The organism is Limnothrix sp. CMB-01, from assembly GCF_055193175.1.
The window spans coordinates 33,198-52,672 of record NZ_CM143720.1 but is presented as its reverse complement, the minus strand read 5'-3'; the positions used below and the strand labels follow the sequence as shown (position 1 = coordinate 52,672).

Genomic DNA, 19,475 nt, shown 5'->3' with positions numbered 1-19,475 from the left:
TTCTTTACTTACAGCAAAAAAGATTTATGAATAACGCTTTACGAAGTCAGTAGAATAGCAACATCCATAAGGCAGTAAGTATTCTTGCTCACCACCATCATGGCGGATCATTTTCCCTGGCTGACCGCGATCATTCTGTTTCCGCTGATCGCGGCCTTCCTGATTCCCCTCCTCCCCGATCGCAACGGCAAAACCGTCCGCTGGTTCGCACTCAGCGTCGGCGTATTGGACTTTCTATTGATGGTCTATACGTTCTGGACGCACTACGACTCCAGCAACTCCAGCTTCCAACTGGTTGAAAAATATCCCTGGCTGCCGCAAATCGGCTTTAGCTGGGCCGTCTCCGTTGACGGCATCTCGATGCCCCTTGTCCTGTTGGCTGGATTCGTCACCACGTTGGCCATGTGGGCCTCCTGGCAGGTCGATCGCAAGCCCCGGTTGTTCTATTTCCTGATGTTGGTGCTCTATGCAGCCCAAATCGGGGTGTTTGTGGCCCAAGACCTGCTGCTGCTCTTCATTCAGTGGGAATTGGAACTGGTTCCGGTGTATCTACTGGTTTCCATTTGGGGCGGTCAAAAGCGCCGCTACGCCGCCACCAAGTTTCTGATTTACACCGCTGCCGCTTCGATCTTTATCTTGGTTGCTGGTTTGGCCTTGGCCCTGTCCGGCGACGGCCCCGTCACCTTTGACATCGCAGACTTGGCCCTCAAGAACTATTCCTTGGGCTTGGAACTGTTGCTCTATGCGGGTTTGTTGATTGCATTCGGGGTCAAGCTAGCCATTTTCCCCATGCACACTTGGTTGCCGGATGCCCACGGGGAAGCTTCTGCACCCGTGTCCATGATTCTGGCGGGTGTGCTGTTGAAAATGGGCGGCTATGGGTTGATTCGCCTGAATCTGGAATTGCTGTCCGATGCCCACATCTACTTCGCACCGGTACTGGCCATTCTGGGGGTGGTGAACATCATTTATGGTGCTTTCGCTTCCTTTGCCCAAACGAATATGAAGCGCCGCTTGGCCTATTCGTCCGTGTCGCACATGGGCTTCGTGCTGCTGGGCATCGCTTCGTTCACCGACTTGGGGGTCAGCGGCGCAATGCTGCAAATGCTGTCCCATGGTCTGATTGCAGCACTGCTGTTCTTCTTGGCGGGTGTGACCTATGACCGCACCCACACCCTGGCGATGGATCAAATGCGCGGCATGGGTCAACTGATGCCGAAGGTGTTTGCGCTGTTCACGGCGGGGGCGCTGGCTTCCTTGGCGCTGCCGGGGATGAGTGGTTTTGCCAGTGAGCTGGCGGTGTTCGTTGGGTTCACCAGCAGCGATATCTATAGCTCCACGTTCTGCACGGTGACGGTGTTCTTGGCTGCGGTGGGCGTGATTCTCACGCCGATTTATCTGCTGTCGATGCTGCGTCAGGTGTTTTACGGCACGAGTGCGGATCTGGCTTGCGAGGTGGGCAATGCAGGCCTGCAAAACCAGGATGTGGAAGGCGCAGTTTGTTTCGGTACCGATTGCGTGTTGCCGGATCAGGCCGTGTTCCGGGATGCCCGGAAGCGTGAGGTGGCCATTTCGATGGCGTTCCTGATTCCGATCGTGGCGATCGGGGTGTATCCGCAACTGGCCACGAAGGTCTATGACGTGAAGACGGTGGCCGTGAACTCGCAGGTGCGGGAGTCTTACACGATCGCGAAGGCCAATCCTGAGTTCTTTGCCCAGGGTCTGTTCCAACGGTCGATCGCCCAGAAGGTGGCTCAGGCTCCGACGCTGGCGGAATAGGGCAGTGGAACCGGGTTGGAAAATGCCCGGTTTCGCCGCTCGGTCAATTCATTGGTTAACTGAATAGACTTCGATCGGGGGCGATCGCTATCTCAAGAAGATGGTCGATCGCCCCCGATTCAGTTACCAGATCCGCAAAAATACAGCCCAAAAAAAATACAGATCAAAAAAGGGAGCCGATCGACTCCCTTGAAAGCTATCTTTTCAAGCCGCATCCAGACTCATAAGCCTGGATTAGTCATGATTAATTTGCTAAAGACACCCTAGGAAATTCCTGGGAATCCTATTTCTGCATCCAGCTAAACATGGCCCGCAGATCCTTACCGACTTCCTCGATCGGGTGTTCTGCTTCCCGACGACGCATGGCCGTGAAGCCAGCCTTACCGGACTGATTTTCCAACACGAAATTGCGGGCGAAGGTTCCATCTTGGATATCCTTCAGCACCCGACGCATTTCATCCTTGGTTTCGTCAGTGATGATGCGGGGGCCCGTCACGTAATCACCGTATTCCGCCGTGTTGGAGATGCTGTCGCGCATCTTGGCCAAACCGCCTTCCACCACCAAGTCCACAATCAGCTTCACTTCGTGCAAGCACTCGAAGTAAGCCAACTCGGGCTGATAACCCGCTTCCACCAGGGTTTCAAAACCTGCCTTGATCAAGGCGCTCAAGCCACCGCAAAGCACCGCTTGCTCACCAAACAGGTCGGTTTCCGTTTCTTCGCGGAAGGTGGTTTCCAAGATGCCGCCGCGCGTGCCGCCGATGCCCTTGGCGTAGGCCATGGCCAGGTCACGGGCCTTGCCGGTTGCGTCTTGATAAACCGCAAACAGAGCAGGCACGCCTTGGCCTTGCTCATAGGTGCGGCGCACCAGGTGGCCGGGGCCCTTAGGAGCCACCATCACCACGTCCACATCGGCGGGGGGAACCACTTGGCCAAAGTGAATGTTGAAGCCGTGGGCGAAGGCCAACAATTTGCCCGCGCTCAGGTTCGGCAGAATTTCGTTGCTGTAAACGGTCTTTTGCACTTCATCGGGCAGCAGAATCATGATGAAGTCGGCACGCTTGGCGGCTTCGGCCACGGACACGACTTCTAGACCGGCTTCCCGCGCTTTGGCGGTGGATTTGCTGCCTTCGTAAAGGCCGACAATGACGTTTACGCCGCTATCTTTGAGGTTAAGGGCGTGGGCATGGCCTTGGGAGCCATAGCCGACGATCGCGACGGTTTTGCCGTTCAGCAGGTCTAGGTTTGCGTCGTTGTCGTAGTACAACCGAGCCATTTGATTTCTCCTTCGGACGTGGGCCGTGCAAGGGGCATTGCAAGTGTTCGATCCTAGCGCAAAACGGCACGGGAACCGTTGGCCCGGCTCAGGTTGCCTGTGGGCCAAACGTCAAACGGTACGGGAACCGTTGATTTGGCTCAGGTTGCCCTTGGGGAACGCGATCGGGGATTGGTCGTCAAGCGATTTATAGGGAACGTTGAAAGAGGTTTGGGTATGGCGTTGCTAGTGCTGACCGATGGGGATGATCGGCTGAATTTGACGGAAGCCCAGGCGGTTTTGGGGCAGGGGGGCAATGACTCCCTAACCGGAACCAGTGGCGATGACATCCTCTACGGCGGCCTGGGCAACGACACCCTGATCGGCGGTGCTGGAGCCGACATTCTGGGCGGCAACGAGGGGGACAATCGCCTGCGAGGAGGGGCGGGCAGCGATATTTTTGTGATTGAGGCCGGAACCGGCACAGCAACGGCCCTGCAACGGATTGAGGATTTTGATCCAACGAGCGATCGAATTGGGCTGGCTCCGGGGCTGCGGTTCGAGGATTTGGAGATTGTGCGGGTTAGCGATCGCGCCAATGACACCATCGCCACCAGCACCACCGACAGCCCCGGCGAAGTGCTGATTTTTCTGAAGGGCACGACCAATCTGCTGGCCCGGGTGGCCAATGTGCGGTTGGCAGACTTGGGGCGCGATCGATTTGTGGAAGCGGAGGTGCTGCAATTTAGCGACAGCACTTTTCAGATTCGGGAAGATGGCACACCGTTCACCAGTATTCGCATTGAGCGCAGTTTTCCCTTTCTGAAATCGCCAATCACCACCAAAACGGTCACGGTGGGTGTGAGCAATGGCACGGCGATCTTGGGCCAAGATTTGCGCTTGGATGGGCCAGTCGTGGCGGAGTTTGGGGCCGATGAGCGATCAGTCTCGGTGGTGTTGCCGTTGGTGGATGACCTGCTGGTGGAGGGAACGGAAACCCTGCGCCTCACCTTGGCGGATCCAACCGGGGGCAGCAAACTGGGCGATCGCACGCAGGCGACCCTCTTGATTGAGGACAATGACCAGCCTTCAGCGGCTTCACCGGGACGATTGGATTTCAGCGGCTCCGTCTACAGCGTCGAAGAAAGCGATGGTTCCGCCCTGATCGCCATCACGCGCACGGGGGGCACCAACGGCGAAATTACCGCCACGATCGATATTGTCAATGACAGCGCGATCGTCTTCCGCGACCTGGGCGCACCGGAACCCACCGTGGTGCGGTTTGCCGACGGAGACAGCACCACCCAATTTGTCCGGGTTCCGCTGATTGACAACTTCGTGGAGGATGGAACCCGCAGCGCCATTTTGCGGCTGGTGAACCTGACCAACGGAGCCAGCACCGGAGAACGCCCCGCCGCCCGCTTGGAAATCATCGACAACGACGGCCCCGCCGGAACTTTATCCTTCAGCCAGCCAGTTTTTAGCGTGGTGGAAGGCCAGGCAATCGCCTCGGTGACGGTCACCCGCAGCAACGGCAGCAGCGGCCCCGTCACCGCCCTCATTTCCACCACCAGCGGCACGGCGGTTCCCGGTGCTGATTTTGGTATTCCCGCCAGCACTCTGGTGAGCTTTGCCGACGGGGACACCACACCCAAAACCATTCAATTCTCGATCGGGGATGATGCCCTGTTGGAAACCACCGAAGTGGTGAATCTGGCCCTGGTCAACCCGACGGGCGGGGCCTTGCTGGGGCGGCAAAATACGGCCGTGTTGGAGATTGCCGATAACGATCGATTCACAGCCCAGGTCAACTTTGGGCAAGTGCGCGATCTCCAGCCGATCGGCACGGATCCGATTACGGGCGTTCAATTTTCCAGCAATGCCCTAGGAATTTTGGATTACAACGCGGGTGGCAGCGGCAACTTCACCGATCCGCTGCTGAATGCCGGAGCTGCCGCCCAAGTGATGACCTACGGAGAAGGGCGATCGATTGTGATGACCGTGGCCAACGGGTTTCGCGATCGACTTAGTTTCCGTTATGCGGCCCCCTTTGCCCTTGATCCGCGCCGGGATCCCGATGGGGATGGCCGCCATGAAGTGACCCTCTACGATGGGCCCAACGGCACCGGAAACATTTTGGCCATCATCGATCTGCCCCTAACCGCCGACAGCAACTTACCCGTGGGAGCCTATGCCCTGACCCGCGATCCCTTCGTGGTGAACTTCAGTGGCATTGCCCGATCGGTCACCTTCGGCAGCCAAGCAGACAAGCTGATTTTGGACGACATCGCGATCGGCTAGGCTGCTCGCCACTGCAATTCGTAGCCTGCTGAACAGCAAAAATTTTGATTTGCTTCAACATTGACGGGTCGCATATCTAGTGTTTGACTGAAAAAGGTTTTCTGTTTCACGCTAGATATTGTGGGTGTCCCATCAGCTATGGTCTCGCAACTTGAGGTTTCCACCCTATCGCGATCGTCCAACTCCCTCGCTCATGGTTTGGTGCAGGTGTTTACCGCGCCCCGGCGAACGTTTCTGACAGATGTAATGGCCCAGGCCCTGCGCGTGGCCGGCCAGGGACAGTCGGTGTTAGTGGCCCAATTCCTCAAGGGCGGTATTCGTCAGGGCAGCGACCATCCGATCTCCTTGGTGCAACGACTGGATTGGCTGCGTTGTGACCTCTCGCGCAATTTGGATGAAACCCAGCCCACACCCGAAGAAATCGCCGCCATTCGTGATCTTTGGCAACAGGTGGTCGATCGGGTGCAGTCGGGACAATACGAGCTAATCGTGTTGGATGAATTAAGCTTGGCCATTCGGCTGGGGGCGATCGACTGCAAGGAAGTGCTGGATTTGCTCGATCGCTGCCCGCAACACCTGGACGTGATTTTGACTGGGCCCGACGTACCCCAATCGCTGTTGGATGCGGCTGACCAAATCACCGAAGTGCGTCGCAGTCGTCGTTCTTGATCGTTAACTCTGGCTGGTTTGGGCTGGTCTGCTCGATCGGGATTGCGCCCTAGATTGCGCCGTCCCCGAAAGCCATCACAGCCAGGGGTAGCAAGCCCAAGGCTGCTTTATGCTAAGGTGGCTTGCTGCCCTACCTCACTCGCTGACGATCATGCTCAAGAACGATGCCTGGATTACCGAGATGGCCCGCCAAGGGATGATTTCCCCCTTCGAGCCAAAACTTGTACGGCGCATCGAACAGCATCCCGTCATCTCCTATGGGTGCAGCAGTTTTGGCTATGACATCCGCCTGTCGCCCAAGGAATTCAAAATTTTTCGCCACATTCCTGGCACAGTCGTTGATCCCAAAAACTTCAACCCCGCCAACCTGGATCCCGCCGAGCTACACCGCGATGAGAACGGTGAATTTTTCATCCTGCCGGCCCACTCCTACGGCCTCGGAGTCGCCCTAGAGCATTTGCAAATTCCCGACACCATCACCGTCCTTTGCATCGGCAAAAGCACCTACGCCCGTGTCGGCTTGATTGCCAACTTGACCCCAGCGGAGGCGGGCTGGCGCGGCCATTTGACCCTGGAAATTTCCAACGCATCGAGCGCCGATTGCCGGATCTATGCCAATGAAGGCATTGTGCAATTGCTCTTTATGGAAGGGGATCCTTGCGAAGTCAGCTATGAAACCCGCCGGGGGAAATATCAAGACCAACCCGAGTCGATCGTGATTGCTCGAGTCTAATTCGCACCCAGTTTGCCGTTTATCCATCTCCCTTTTCCTGCCCCTCATTGTCGCTTTCCCTCGAACGTCATGGATCTGTTTCGTGTTGAAGTGCTTTCCGCCATGCCCAATCCTCAGCAGTTGGTGTGGGCAGCCATGCACCAGGATTATTCGGAAAACTTTGTGGTTGATGAGCGCGATCAATTCCCCGACGAGGCCCGAGCGGGTGAATTAATTATCAAGCACCTCTTACAGGGAAATCGGGGACATTTTGGGCCGATCGAGCATCCGCAAATTGTGTTTAATGTGGGCTTTTTCCCCCATTCAACCATGCAACAATTGCGGACTCATCGAGTAGGAATCTCCTTCGATGTTCAATGTCTAGCAGGCAGCACAGAAATTACCTTTGTTAACTGTGAAGGTGAAACTAGTCAAAAACACAAAAGAACGATCGCTGAACTTCATGACCTCTGGACAAATGGCGAACGGTCGATCCGAGAGCGCCAAATGCGAGGTCGCCATGGTGAACCACCAGGAACCTATCGACGAAGTTGTCGAAAACGCCTGCAAAAAATGCGATTGCGGGTGCTCAATGAAGAAACCGGCTTTTTTGAAACGGGTCATATTCAAGACGTGATGTGCAGTGGTCTGCAACCCGTTTATCGAGTGACACTCGAAAATGGGAAGACATTGGACTGCACCACGAACCATCGTTTGTTCACAGATCAGGGCTGGAAAACAATGGCAGAAGCTGTTGGGCTAGTCGTGGACGAACAAGGTGAGGTTCTACGGATTGAGCGAGATCGCTTTGTCATGTGCAACGGGATTGCTGTTTCTGCGGAAATACCCACTTACCAAAACCAAGCCTGGCTAACGCCTCGAATAACTCCCCAGCCACCCAGTCGGAAGTTGAAAGCTCATCCTGTGCGGGTGATTGCGGTGGAATACTTGGGAGTCCAGATGACCTATGACTTGGAGGTAAGTGGAGATTGGCATAACTTTGTAGCTAACGGACTCGTGGTTCACAATTCCTTCCGATATTCGGGAATGCGAATTTTGGATGTTTTGAATGGCACTCGATCGCTCGAGGAAATTTTCTACCTGCGGCCGGTTGGTTACTACGCCGATCGCCAAGGGAAAAAGTATTTTTATTCGCCTGAGCAACGGCAAGCGGATTTGGATTGGTGCTTAGAAGCTTGCAAGCGCTATAAACAACGGATTGAGGAAGGCCTGTCCGAAGAGCACGCTCGCGGGTTGATTCCCTTCGATGTGCGCCAGCATTTCGTGATGAGTTGCAATGCCCGATCGCTCATGCACATTCTCGATTTGCGGGCCAAAGCTGACGCACAGTTGGAAATTCAAAAGCTGTGCGACTTGTTGATGGTGCATTTCAAAGATTGGATGCCGGCCTTGGCCGACTGGTATGAAACCAATCGGTTGGGTAAGGCGCGGTTGTCGCCCTAGCGCTGATTATTGACGGTTGGCCGAATGATAATCACGGTGGTGCGATCGAACCCAGGGGGTAGCCCGGGTGGCAGTGGAGAGCTGGGATTGTTCGGTGTGGCGCTAGGGGTGTTGCTGCGGGGGCGATTGGCTCCCTCGCTCACGGTGCTGGGTGTGCCGCTACCGGTTGCGCCGCGCCCACCCAGAGGATCCGCCATCCCATCCAGGGCATCAATCACAAAGGTTTCGGAAAAGCCGGTGCGGGCCGGCCGCCGAGACTCTTCAAAAAAAGAGGGCTTGGGGCTGCTGCCCGAAGAGCCACTGGGGGCTGCCGGTTGGGCGATCGCCCCCATTGTTCCTAACCCCACGCCCAACAAGACTCCGATCGCCCCGCCGCTCAAACGCCATCCCCAGACCATAACCCGCCCCATCGCGATCGCCCTCTTCACTAATCAAGCTCAACAGTTCAGGCAAAATTTCTCGGATTGTAGCCAAGTTATTGCCCCAGCCTGCACCCAGATCGCTATCCAACCCGATCGTCATCCAGATTGAATCCGGCGAACTGCCGCGCTAGGATTCCTAAGCGGTGGCAAGAAACGCCAGCAGTTCCCCCGTTGGAATTGCTAGACGAACAAGAGCCATCGATCGTTTCCCTCGTCGCCGCCCAGACAACCTAGAAAACTGCTCCACCCGATCGGCCCCCTTTGCAACCCATGAGCCAAACCAGCAAAAAACGAGTTCTCTCCGGCGTACAACCCACCGGCAGCATCCACCTCGGCAACTACTTGGGCGCAATCCGTAATTGGGTCGTCGATCAGCACCAGTACGACAATTTTTTCTGTGTGGTGGATTTGCACGCCATCACCGTTCCCCACAATCCGGCGGTGTTGGCCGCGGACAGCTTCAAGATTGCCGCCCTCTACTTGGCCTGTGGAATTGACCTCAGTTGCTCCACAATCTTTATCCAATCCCACGTGAGCGCCCACAGCGAATTGGCTTGGTTGCTGAATTGCGTCACGCCCCTGAATTGGCTGGAGCGGATGATTCAGTTTAAGGAAAAAGCCCTGAAGCAAGGCGAAAATGTCAGTGTGGGTCTGCTGGACTATCCGGTGTTGATGGCGGCGGATATTTTGCTTTATGACGCGGATTTGGTGCCGGTGGGCGAAGACCAGAAGCAGCACTTGGAGTTAACCCGCGATGTGGCGATTCGGGTGAATCATCAATACGGCAGCGAGGAGCGGCCGATTTTGAAAGTGCCTGAACCCGCCATCCGCAAGGAAGGGGCCCGCGTGATGAGCCTGACGGACGGGACGAAGAAGATGTCGAAGTCGGATCCGACGGAGATGAGCCGGATTGAGCTGTTGGACAGCCCCGACACGATCGCCAAGAAAATTAAGCGCTGCAAAACTGACCCCCAGCGCGGTTTGGAGTTTAATAACCCCGATCGCCCCGAATGCCACAACCTGTTGGGTCTCTATCAAATTTTGTCCGGCAAATCCCGCGAGGAAGTGGCGGCGGAATGTGCCGACATGGGTTGGGGACAGTTCAAGCCCCTGCTGACGGAAACGACGATCGCGGCGCTGGAGCCAATTCAGCAAAAATATAACGAAGTGATGGGCGATCGGGGCTATCTGGAATCTGTGTTGCGGGATGGTCGCGAAAAGGCGGCCGCCGTGGCCAATGCCACCCTGCTTCGGGTGAAGGATGCTTTGGGCTATTCGCGACCGCTTTAGGGCCGATTCGAGGGTTAATCACCCGCTGACGGGCGATCAGAGACCATAACCAACTGGACAAGGGAGACGGAAACAGCGATGAAAGCCGTGGTGTTTGGTGCAACCGGCGAAACGGGCCGGCGAATTGTGCAAGCCTTGGTCGATCGCCAAGTGCCTGTGCGGGCCGTGGTGCGCGATTTGGCCACCGCTCGCGCGATTTTGCCGGATTCGGTGGAAGTGGTGCAGGGCAATTTACTCGATCGCCGCTCGATCGACTCTGCCTTAGCCGGTTGCACAGTGGTTTTGAGCGCTGCCGGAGCCAGGCCCAGCTTGGATCCAACGGGGCCCTTGCAGGTGGATTATCTGGGAACCAAGAACTTAACCGATGCAGCCAAGGCGGCGGGCATTGAGCAGTTGGTGCTGGTCTCTTCCCTTTGTGTGTCCAAGCTGCTCCACCCGCTGAATTTGTTTTGGTTGATTTTGTTTTGGAAACAACAAGGTGAGCGCTACTTGCAAAACAGCGGACTGACCTACACGATCGTGCGGCCCGGCGGTCTGAAAAACGAAGATCGGGACACTCCTGTGGTGATGAGCACTGCCGATACGCTCTTTGAGGGATCGATTCCCCGATCGCAGGTGGCCAAGGTTTGTGTCGAAGCCTTGTGGGAACCGGCGGCCCGCAACAAAATTGTGGAAATCGTGGCGCGGGATGATGCCCCCGTGCAGCCTTGGTCAGCCCTTTTTGCCAGCGTTTAAGCGCGGTTCGATCAATGTTTCCTAACTCATCCAATCCCAATCCCTTGGGGGGTTCTGGGTCGTCGCTGCCCGGTTCACTGCCTGGATCTCCCACCGGAGAACCCGGGGGCGATCGCTACGGCACCGGGCTAGTGGCTCCCCAAAGCGTGGATGCGCGCACCAAAAAATTGATGCAGCGCACTTTCTTGATCTTGCTTTTGGCGGGTCTGGCGATCGGGGCGGTCATCTCCGTAGGGGTGGTGATTGCCTTCCAAAAATTTGGACTGATTGGCGTACCCACCCCCAGCGCCCCGATCACGCCAGGGAATTAACCTCAAACTGGCACACAACAAGCCATTAGGATTGGCGCACCACCGCCCCACGCACACATAACCCCAACAGGCTGCCGCTCAACAGCAGCTTCAGGGTTTCCAGCCCAAAGTAGCCCCCATGCCAAAGGGTCATGGCCGCCGGAACCGAGGGAGCAGTGCTAGCCCAAGACAGGGAAGCCCCTAGCCCCGCCATGGTCGGCGCGAGCCAATAGGTTTGCATCAACATGATGGCCATCAGCACCGCCGCGATCGCCACCACCCACCGCTCGCTGAGGCGGCTCACTTCGTGGCGATATCCCAAGGCCAGCGCACCGGCCATCACTACCCCGGCCACCAACAGCCCCACGTGGTTAAACCCATTGAGCAGTAACCAACCCACGGGCGCAAAGTCGGGCCGCTCCATCATGCCGCCCATGTAGAGGGCCGGCATGGCCGCCAGGTCGATCGCCAAGGTGGCCCCAACCCACAACAAGAGGGCGATCTCAACGGTCATTTTCCAAGCCGATTGCCCCAGACCGAGAGCGTGGCTGAGACTGGTTTTAAATTCAGAACTCATGCTCGATCGCCTCCTAAATTCCAATTTCTAGCCTAGGAAACTTCCGAGATCAGCGGTAGCCTTTGTTGGGTTTATTCATGATTTGCACATGAACCGTAATACCGGCGATTGCTGAAGAATCTAGAGAATTGAGGATCATGGTCTGATCGAAAAAATGAAGTTCTTCGGTTGCTCATTGCCCAAGTTTCAGAATGGGTCAGGTTCCAATGTTGACGATCGGCCGATCGATCAGTGCTAGGGCGCTTTGGGGGGTGATTGATCGAGCGCTTGAATGATCCAAGTGTTGTTAAAGGGTTCAATTGCCTGGATTTGGTAGCGGGGATTGGTTTTGAGCCGATCGAGCCATTCTGTCTTGGGCCGATAGGCGATCGCCCGCTGAATGGTTTCAGGAAGGGGCAGATCGGGTTCTTCTAGGTAAATCAGTTGGGCTTGGGATGGCAGGCGACGGGCCAGGGTAAGCAACCGCAGAGCATTGCCGCTGATCACCACGGGTGGCTGCAGCTCGCTCACCCGCTGGGCGATCGCCGGATCGTCGTAACTGCTGTATTTGTTCCACCAGGTGGGAGCCATCACGCCTTGGCTACTGGACCACAGCCCCACCACCCACAACAGGGCGATCGCCCCCGCAGCCCAAGGCCGCCGCCGTTGGTTAGCCCAAGCTTCGCTGAGACCAAAGGCCAGCACCCAGGTGAGGGCCAAGTAGGCCGGAAGGAAGTAGCGGGCAATGGTCGATCGCTGGCCGCCATCCACCGCATCCAACAGGGCAAAGGGCAGGGCGATCGCGCCAGTCAGTAGGGGAAACAGCCAAATATCCGGCGGCGTGACCCGCAGCAACCGCCGAATGCTGATCGCAACCATCGCCAGCAACAACCCGATCGGGAGCCAATGCCAGGACAGGGCGATCGGGTCGGTTTCCTGGGTGATGTCAAACAGGGGCCGATCGAAACAGGCTTGCCAATCCAGGGCGATCGCGCTGAAATTCAGGCCCCAACGCTGTACCAAGGTTCCCCAAGTCAGCTCCCGATCGATCCAACCCATGGGTTTTCGATAGGTCAACCAACAAACCAGCCAGGGACTAAACAGCACCAACGCCCCCAGCAGGGAACCACCCCAGGCCAAAAGGTTATGGCGCAAGGCATTCCAACCCCGGTGCGATCGCTCCAGCCATCCCCGCAGGGCCACGTAGGCTCCTTGGGCAGCAATCCCGAGGGCCAAGGGCAAATGGCCATAGAAATTGCAGGCCACCAAGACTCCGTAGGTCATCCAGGCTGATCGGGTGGGTTTGCCCAAGCGATCGAGCCGCAGAGCACGCAACAGGGCCCAACTGGCCAACAAAAACAACACCACCGCCAAACTGTAGCCCCGGGCTTCGCGGGCATAGACCACTTGGATCGGGGAAACGGCCACCAGACCGATCGCCAAACCAATCACCGATCGGGCCCTGGGCCAATCGGCTAACCAAGCCTGCCCAAACAGAACCAAAGCCGGAAACACCAGCAGGCTCACCAGGGCAGAAAAGGCCCGAATCGCCGCTACCGAGTCCCCTGCCAAGTGCGTCCAGCCCCGCAGCAACAGGTAATAGAGCGGCACTTGGTCGGGGGTTTCGGTGGCCAGGCTGTGGAGCGTCGCCAGCCAAGGATGATCGCCCGATCGCTGCAAGGGAACTAAATCAGCGGGGAAAACAGGCCGCCCCTGGGGCTGGAAAAAGTCCTCCACTTGCTCCTTGGTATAACCAGCAATGCGGACGGAGGTGATGGTTTCGTCGTACCAGTAAACCGCGCGATCGAGGGCCGAAAACCGCAACAGCACCGCCACCACCAAAACGAACCCAATCACCCAACCTGATCGGCCCGGCCCAGATCCGCCGGGCCAAAAACCGCCTAAATTCCCAAATCGGCTCGATCGCTTCGGGGAGCTGCTCATGGGTTCACATCCCGATCGCGGGCAATCTCAGCGGCGGCATCCGGCAAATCATCGAACTCCTCAGGGAGATCATCATCGGGAACATCATCCGCTGGCAATCTCAACCCATGCTCCTGGTCATCATTCATGAATCGATCCTCCTCGACGGCCGACCAATCGGCCGGAGGCCAGTGAAGCGCCAAATAGGGTACATCCCAAGAGTCTTGGCGCGATCGCCCCGCTGCAAAGTTGCGCCCCGTCTCCGCACCGGGGTAGGGCAAATGACCCACCGGAGCCGACAGGTCAAAAATGAGGGAATCGTAAGGAATCAGTTCCACCACCCGATCGGGCGCAGTGCCCCGAAACCGTTGTCACCATAGGGCTAGCCGTTTCCTGTCATCCTGGCACACCGCATCGGGATCAAACAGGGTCACTTGCCAGCCCACATAGTCCGCCAACTGCTCATAAACCTCTGGATCCCACTCTCCCGGCTGTCCACCCAATTCTGTCCACAGGGCCGCTTGAATACTCCAGCCAAATTGCCCGCGACTGTAGGTCACCCACAGCTCATCAATCTGTTGCAGTTCCGCCGTGGGTAATTCCAGAAAGGAGCATTGGGCGGCAAAGTAACGCACTAGCCGATCGGTTTCTCGATCGGCCGATCGCCAATCTCCCACTTTCAATGCTTCAAACAAATCCTGATACAAATCTTGGCGGGCAAACCCGCCCCTTGCTTCCGCACAAATCCGATGGGCTTCGCCTCGGCGGGCAATATCTTCGTAAATGAGCAGGCCATCTCGTTCAACTTTGTGGATCCAATCCTCACAGCCGGTCAGATCTGGTGCAAAGGCATGGCCACAAAATTTACAGGCCTGGTGATCCAGAGGCGCACCACAGTTGGGGCAATGTTCCAAGGACGCATCCAGGGCCAAGGCTCCACAACTGCCACAGGGTCGCGGGGCTAATTGCACCTGAGCCAAGCAGTCTTCATGAAAGAAGCGCTGTAACTGGGGTAAATAAACCACCGCCGAGGGGGCGATCGGCTGCTGACAAACCGCACAGGGCAATCCCAAATAGTCGATCGCCCCGCAATGGGGACAGGCCGCCGCCCCCAAGGGCACTGCTCCGCCACAGTCCAGGCAGGTGGATAACTCAGCCATGCATTCTCCTGCGTTGCTCAACCCCGGGCGATCGCTCCAGTTATGCAAGATTTTGCAACCATCGGGGGCGATCGGCGTTTGTCTGTGGGTTATTTTGCCTGATTTTCTGGTTTCTATTTCCTGGCGCTCAGTGTGTTGATGAACCCCTGTTGATGAACCCTGCGGGTCGTTGCCTGAGCTGCTGGGGTTAATCAACCGTTGGGATCACGGGTTGATGGTAACGCCGTTCAGAATCAATGCAGCGCCAACTCAGTACTAATTCAGTTCAGTACCAATCCAGCGCCGAAGGTTCATAAACAGTTCAAGGGTTACAGCCGCGATCACTCGCTTCGGCGGTCGGGGTTGCGGTGTAGTATGTTCGTTGCGACATCCGGCCCGTTTCGGGGGTCGTTGGTTCAGCCGATCGGCGACGCGCAATCCTGAGGCCTATGCAACGCCAGAAATTTACCCTTGGTTTCATTGTGGTGCTGACGATCGCGGCGATCGCCGTGATTGTTAACCTGCCCGTGCAGTTGGGGCTTGACCTACGCGGTGGCTCCCAACTGACACTCCAGGTCATGACCACGCCGGAAATTCCCCAGGTCACGCCCGAAGATCTCTCGGCCGTCCGCAAAGTTATTGATAACCGGATTAATGAGCTGGGGGTTTCCGAAGCCCTGGTGCAAACGTCCGGCAACGACAAGCTGGTGGTGCAACTGCCGGGGGTCAGCGACCCGGAACAGGCGGAGCGAGTTTTGGGCAACACGGCGCGGCTGGAGTTTCGGGAGCAAAAACCGGGAACCGAGGCCCAATACCAAGCGGAACGGCAAGTTTACGACGAGCTGAAGGCGAAACGGGCCGCGCTGATTCAGGCAGGGGACAAGGCCGCGATCGACGAAAATCAGCGGGCGATCGAACGGAGCCAGGAAGCCATTAGCCAACTGTTTGAAAAAGCGGTGCTCACGGGCCAAGATCTCCGGGAAGCGGGAGCCGCCCCGGATGGTGGTTTGGGTAACTCTTGGGTCGTGATTATTCGCTTTTCGGCCGATGCCGCCGATCGCTATGCGGAACTGACCAAAAAACTGGCGGGCACGGGTCGCGGCCTGGGTATTTTTCTCGATCGGGACTTGTTAACCGCACCCGTGGTGGGGCCGGAATATGCCCAATTGGGAATTACCGGCGGCAGCACCGAAATTCGCGGTAACTTCACCGCCGACTCCTCCCAAGAGTTGGTGATTCAACTGAAGGGTGGAGCCTTGCCCCTGCCCGTGAAGTTGGTGGAAACCCGCACCGTAGGCGCAACTTTGGGTCGCGACAGCGTAGAAAGCAGCATTTGGGCTGGTGTGGGTGGCTTGGTGTTGGTGCTGATCTTTATGGCCATCTACTATCGCCTGCCCGGCGTGGTGGCTGACCTGGCCCTGATCATCTATGCCCTGTTGAACTTTGCAGTATTCGCGTTAGTGCCTGTCACCCTCTCGTTACCAGGGATTGCGGGTTTCATTCTCAGCATCGGGATGGCGGTGGATGCCAACGTGCTGATCTTTGAGCGCACCCGCGAGGAATTGCAAGCGGGCAAGAGTCTTTATCGATCGGTCGAATCCGGTTTCTATCGGGCGTTTTCCAGCATTTTGGATGGTAACGTCACCACCCTGATTGCCTGTGTGGTGCTGTTTTGGCTGGGCACAGGTTTGGTCAAAGGGTTTGCCCTCACCCTGGCGATCGGGGTGTTGTTGAGCATGTTCACCGCCCTCACCTGTAGTCGCACTCTGTTGTTTGTGGCCCTCAGTATTCCTTCCCTGCGCCGTCCTGAGTGGTATTGCCCTGGTCTAAAGGCCGCCAATCTGAAAACGGCTGGCTCGGGCAACTAGCGCCCCCTTCGCCCCATTCCACCTGCCCTCCTGAATCAGCAAGCGCGATGAACCTGAAGATTATTGAAAAAAGTCGGTTGTGGTGGTCGCTGTCCCTGGCTTTGACCGTTGCCGGGGCGATCGCCGTGATTGGTTGCATGGTCACCTTTGGCACGCCCCTGAAGTTGGGACTGGACTTTGTGGGGGGAACTCGCCTGCAACTGCAACTGGACTGCCCAGCCACCGGGGCCCAACCCCAATGCCAAAAACCTGTGGAGCTGGCCGATGTGCGGGCCGTGCTGAACGAACAGGACTTGGGCGGCGCGGCTGTCCAGTTGTTGGATGTGGACTCCAAGGCCCAAGACCGACATATCATCGCCATCCGATCACAGGATTTAGCGGCCGAGAAGCGCACGGCCTTGGTGACCGCCCTGGAAGCCAAATTGGGCAAGTTTGATGCCCAAGGAACGCTGATTGACACGGTGGGGCCCGTGCTGGGGCAGCAGGTGCTGAACTCCGGGGTGATGGCTGTGTTGCTTTCCCTGCTGGGCATTGTGATCTATCTGCGTTTCCGCTTTCAGTGGGACTACGCCATTTTTGCGGTGGTGGCCCTAATCCACGATGTGCTGATTACGGTCGGGGCATTTGCGGCCATGGGCTGGTTTGGCGGCACGGAAATTGACACGCTGTTTATCGTGGCCCTGCTGACGATCATTGGCTTTTCCGTGAATGACACTGTGGTGATTTACGATCGGGTGCGGGAGAACATTGCCCAAAATCCCACCGCCCCGATCGACACAGTGGTGAACGATGCGGTGAATCAAACCCTGACCCGATCGCTCAACACCACCGCCAGCACCTTGCTTTCGGTTGTGGCGATCTTCCTGTTTGGGGGTTCCACCCTGCGGGACTTTTCGCTAGCCCTGATCATTGGGTTCATCTCTGGGGCTTACTCCAGTATTTTCATCGCCAGTACCCTGCTAGCCTGGTGGCGATCGCGCCCGGGCTATGTGCCCCCCAAACCTGCCACGGAAACCGAAACCAAGCTCCAAGACTCTATTTAGCCATTCCCTTCTTTGCTGAATCGGTTGGCTGAATTGGTTGGCTAAATTGGTTGGCTGAACAGAGCTACTGAACGGGTTTGCTGGGTTTCTGCAACTTTGCTGTTGCTGAGTGCCCTAATGCCAGTTTCTTGCTCGACCCCAAAGACTTCTTGATCGGCCGTTTGTCTTTTCTTCCTCGCCCCTTGCCCAAGCGTGCCTGCTCCTTCTTCCTCTCGCTTGCCCAGTCGATCGCGCTGGTTGCTGCTCGTCCTCTGTTGGGGCACGATCGGCCTAGCTAGTCTCTGGGCAATGCGCGAAGAATTTGACCTCTGGCGCACCTATTTCACCTGGGCCGCGGTGCGCTATGCCATTTTTTTCAACCGCTGGCCGGTTTTTGGCCTGTCCCTTTGCCTGGGGCTGACTGTCACCACGCTGATCGATTACGGTCGCCATTATTTCTGTGATCAGCAGCCCGATCGCCCGCATAAACCCTAAATGGGTCACAGGCGTAAACGCTTTAACCAACCCCCAGACCTAGGCATTTTCAGAACCGCGATCGCAAGTTGACTGTCGAGAAAAGTTGATAATAATAAAGAGTGAATTGCAGTGAGCGATCGCTCCTCTTGCTAATCGGGTTTAAGCAATTAGGCCAACGGCTCGATCGCCCCAATGGTTACTTATGCCGTTTACCGAGGAACTACGCCATGTCCGTTGAAATCATAGAAAAGAAGTCAGCCGCCACCATCCGTAAACCAGCACCTCGCTACAAAGTGCTGCTGCATAACGATGACTTTAATTCCATGGAATATGTGGTGGAAACGCTGTTACAAACCGTTAGCAGCCTTACCCAACCCCAAGCCGTTAACATCATGATGGAAGCCCATTTTAACGGCTTGGCTTTGGTCATTACCTGTGCCCAGGAACATGCGGAATTTTATTGCGAAACCCTCAAAAACAAAGGGCTAACCAGCACGATCGAGCCAGACGAATAGGAACCAATTCATCAGTCGTTTTGAGCGATTCTAAGGAACCAAAGACAAGGGGCTTAAGAGCTGATTTATAAAGACAATATTAATCAGCCATCCCCGCTAATCGTTTCACCATCAAATGCATTAAGCAGCCGTAGATCATCCCTTCGCTCGTCTCCGAATACAACTCATAGTCCTTGCTCAATCGCCGAAATCGGTTCAGCCAGCCAAACGTCCGCTCGACAATCCATCGCTTGGGCAACCTCTCAAACCCTCTACCGATTCGGCTGATCACCTCCACGCGCACACTCTCACCACACACACGCTTCACAGCATCCGCAAACTTTTTCCCGGAATACCCCTGATCGACCCAAACAACTTCTAGCCGAGATAGCTTCTCCTTCACTTCCTCTAACACCACAATCGCTCCCAGTCGCTCAGAAGCATTCGCTTCAGTCACCAACACCCCCATTAGGAACCCTTGCGAGTCAACGATAATGTGGCGTTTACGTCCCTTAACCTTTTTGCCACCATCGAAGCCGTAGACCACCCCCTTTTTTCCGTCGTTTTCACCGACTGAGAGTCACCGATACTGACACTAGATTGCTCTGAACGACCTAATTTGCTCCGCAGTTGCTCTCGCATCTGGTCATGCATTTGCTGCCAAATTCCTTTCCGTTGCCATTTCTGGAAGTAATGGTAGACCGTGCTGTAAGGGGGTAAATCGTGAGGCAGCATTTCCCACTGGCAGCCAGTGCGCTGGACGTAAAAGATGCCATTGAGGATTTCTCGGAAATCAACTTCTATCGGATGTCCAAAGCCTTTAGGAGCGGGCAGCAGCGGCTGGAGGAGCACCCACTCATCATCGCTCAAATCACTGGGATAGGCTTTGCGGGTAGGATTGGCAATGACCGGGAGACGACTCATGAGCTGGGTGATACTTCGGGTAGGTCTAGCCTAAAACCGAATTTAGAGCTGCCAAGTCGGCTTTAGCTTCTCTTTATGAATTAGCTCTAAGCCCCTTGCCTCCACCAATCCTGGTGCTTTGCCAATACACTGGTGCTTTGCCAGTGCCCCAAGTT

19 protein-coding genes are annotated in these 19,475 nt (G+C 56.4%); 12 read left to right on the top strand and 7 right to left on the bottom strand.

Features of this window, described 5'->3' with window-relative positions:
• Nucleotides 1–96: 96 nt before the first annotated feature.
• Nucleotides 97–1,779 carry an NAD(P)H-quinone oxidoreductase subunit 4 gene (locus ACZA91_RS00285; protein WP_099533614.1) on the top strand — a complete coding sequence of 561 codons (1,683 nt, stop codon included), beginning with the start codon at nt 97–99 and terminating at the stop codon, nt 1,777–1,779.
• A 283-nt stretch (nt 1,780–2,062) separates the two neighbouring features.
• On the opposite strand, the gene ilvC is transcribed toward ACZA91_RS00285, so the two are convergent.
• The gene (gene ilvC, locus ACZA91_RS00280) at nt 2,063–3,055 is read right to left on the bottom strand and encodes a ketol-acid reductoisomerase (RefSeq protein WP_099533592.1); all 993 of its coding nucleotides are present in this window, start codon (nt 3,053–3,055) and stop codon (nt 2,063–2,065) included.
• A 99-nt stretch (nt 3,056–3,154) separates the two neighbouring features.
• On the opposite strand from ilvC, the gene ACZA91_RS00275 reads away from it, so the two are divergent.
• The 4 genes from ACZA91_RS00275 (at nt 3,155) to thyX (ending at nt 8,180) form a co-directional block, all read left to right on the top strand.
• Nucleotides 3,155–5,335 (top strand): Calx-beta domain-containing protein, encoded by a 2,181-nt coding sequence (locus ACZA91_RS00275; RefSeq protein WP_463184136.1) that lies wholly within the window; start codon nt 3,155–3,157, stop codon nt 5,333–5,335.
• A gap of 138 nt (nt 5,336–5,473) precedes the next feature.
• Nucleotides 5,474–6,004, top strand: a complete 531-nt coding sequence (locus ACZA91_RS00270) for a cob(I)yrinic acid a,c-diamide adenosyltransferase (protein ID WP_099533594.1) — start codon at nt 5,474–5,476, stop codon at nt 6,002–6,004.
• A gap of 151 nt (nt 6,005–6,155) precedes the next feature.
• Nucleotides 6,156–6,737, top strand: a complete 582-nt coding sequence (gene dcd / locus ACZA91_RS00265) for a dCTP deaminase (protein ID WP_099533595.1) — start codon at nt 6,156–6,158, stop codon at nt 6,735–6,737.
• Nucleotides 6,738–6,806: 69 nt separating this feature from the next.
• Entirely contained in the window at nt 6,807–8,180 is a 1,374-nt protein-coding gene (gene thyX / locus ACZA91_RS00260) for an FAD-dependent thymidylate synthase (protein WP_463184134.1), read from the top strand.
• Here the strand turns inward: thyX and ACZA91_RS00255 are convergent.
• On the bottom strand, nt 8,177–8,590 hold the full coding sequence (locus ACZA91_RS00255) for a hypothetical protein (protein ID WP_463184133.1): 414 nt from the start codon (nt 8,588–8,590) through the stop codon (nt 8,177–8,179). The two genes, thyX and ACZA91_RS00255, sit on opposite strands and share 4 nt — an antisense overlap.
• Before the next feature lie 282 nt (nt 8,591–8,872).
• Between ACZA91_RS00255 and trpS the strand changes: the two genes are divergently transcribed.
• From trpS to ACZA91_RS00240, 3 genes are all read left to right on the top strand, one after another.
• On the top strand, nt 8,873–9,892 hold the full coding sequence (gene trpS / locus ACZA91_RS00250) for a tryptophan--tRNA ligase (RefSeq protein WP_099533599.1): 1,020 nt from the start codon (nt 8,873–8,875) through the stop codon (nt 9,890–9,892).
• 78 nt (nt 9,893–9,970) lie between these two features.
• Nucleotides 9,971–10,627: an SDR family oxidoreductase gene (locus tag ACZA91_RS00245; protein WP_190355142.1), complete on the top strand. Its 657-nt coding sequence runs from the start codon at nt 9,971–9,973 to the stop codon at nt 10,625–10,627.
• Nucleotides 10,628–10,641: 14 nt separating this feature from the next.
• On the top strand, nt 10,642–10,938 hold the full coding sequence (locus tag ACZA91_RS00240; RefSeq protein ID WP_463184129.1) for a hypothetical protein: 297 nt from the start codon (nt 10,642–10,644) through the stop codon (nt 10,936–10,938).
• Nucleotides 10,939–10,963: 25 nt separating this feature from the next.
• Here ACZA91_RS00240 and ACZA91_RS00235 read toward each other — a convergent pair whose 3' ends face one another.
• The 4 genes from ACZA91_RS00235 to ACZA91_RS00220 form a co-directional block, all read right to left on the bottom strand.
• Nucleotides 10,964–11,494 (bottom strand): DUF4149 domain-containing protein, encoded by a 531-nt coding sequence (locus ACZA91_RS00235; protein WP_190355141.1) that lies wholly within the window; start codon nt 11,492–11,494, stop codon nt 10,964–10,966.
• Nucleotides 11,495–11,728: 234 nt separating this feature from the next.
• Entirely contained in the window at nt 11,729–13,417 is a 1,689-nt protein-coding gene (locus ACZA91_RS00230) for a glycosyltransferase family 39 protein (RefSeq protein WP_463184127.1), read from the bottom strand.
• The gene (locus ACZA91_RS00225; protein WP_463184125.1) at nt 13,414–13,734 is read right to left on the bottom strand and encodes a hypothetical protein; all 321 of its coding nucleotides are present in this window, start codon (nt 13,732–13,734) and stop codon (nt 13,414–13,416) included. Before ACZA91_RS00225 ends, ACZA91_RS00230 begins: the two co-directional genes overlap by 4 nt.
• A 33-nt stretch (nt 13,735–13,767) precedes the next feature.
• Complete coding sequence (locus tag ACZA91_RS00220) at nt 13,768–14,556, bottom strand: GUN4 domain-containing protein (protein ID WP_463184124.1); 789 nt, start codon at nt 14,554–14,556, stop codon at nt 13,768–13,770.
• Nucleotides 14,557–14,984: 428 nt separating this feature from the next.
• Here ACZA91_RS00220 and secD point away from each other — a divergent pair, with 428 nt between their 5' ends.
• The 4 genes from secD to clpS all read left to right on the top strand — a co-directional run bounded on the left by secD (nt 14,985) and on the right by clpS (nt 18,417).
• Nucleotides 14,985–16,403, top strand: coding sequence for a protein translocase subunit SecD (secD, locus tag ACZA91_RS00215; protein WP_190528506.1), 1,419 nt, complete (start codon nt 14,985–14,987; stop codon nt 16,401–16,403).
• Nucleotides 16,404–16,450: 47 nt separating this feature from the next.
• Entirely contained in the window at nt 16,451–17,446 is a 996-nt protein-coding gene (gene secF / locus ACZA91_RS00210; protein WP_190355137.1) for a protein translocase subunit SecF, read from the top strand.
• Nucleotides 17,447–17,638: 192 nt separating this feature from the next.
• Entirely contained in the window at nt 17,639–17,920 is a 282-nt protein-coding gene (locus tag ACZA91_RS00205) for a hypothetical protein (RefSeq protein WP_143473041.1), read from the top strand.
• 209 nt (nt 17,921–18,129) lie between these two features.
• Entirely contained in the window at nt 18,130–18,417 is a 288-nt protein-coding gene (gene clpS, locus ACZA91_RS00200) for an ATP-dependent Clp protease adapter ClpS (protein WP_099533615.1), read from the top strand.
• A 79-nt stretch (nt 18,418–18,496) separates the two neighbouring features.
• On the opposite strand, the gene ACZA91_RS00195 is transcribed toward clpS, so the two are convergent.
• Nucleotides 18,497–19,320 (bottom strand): IS5 family transposase gene (locus ACZA91_RS00195; protein ID WP_463183673.1). Its coding sequence is split into 2 segments (ribosomal slippage): nt 18,497–18,942 and nt 18,942–19,320, totalling 825 coding nucleotides; the frame shifts between segments, so codons are not numbered across the junction.
• Nucleotides 19,321–19,475 lie beyond the last annotated feature (155 nt).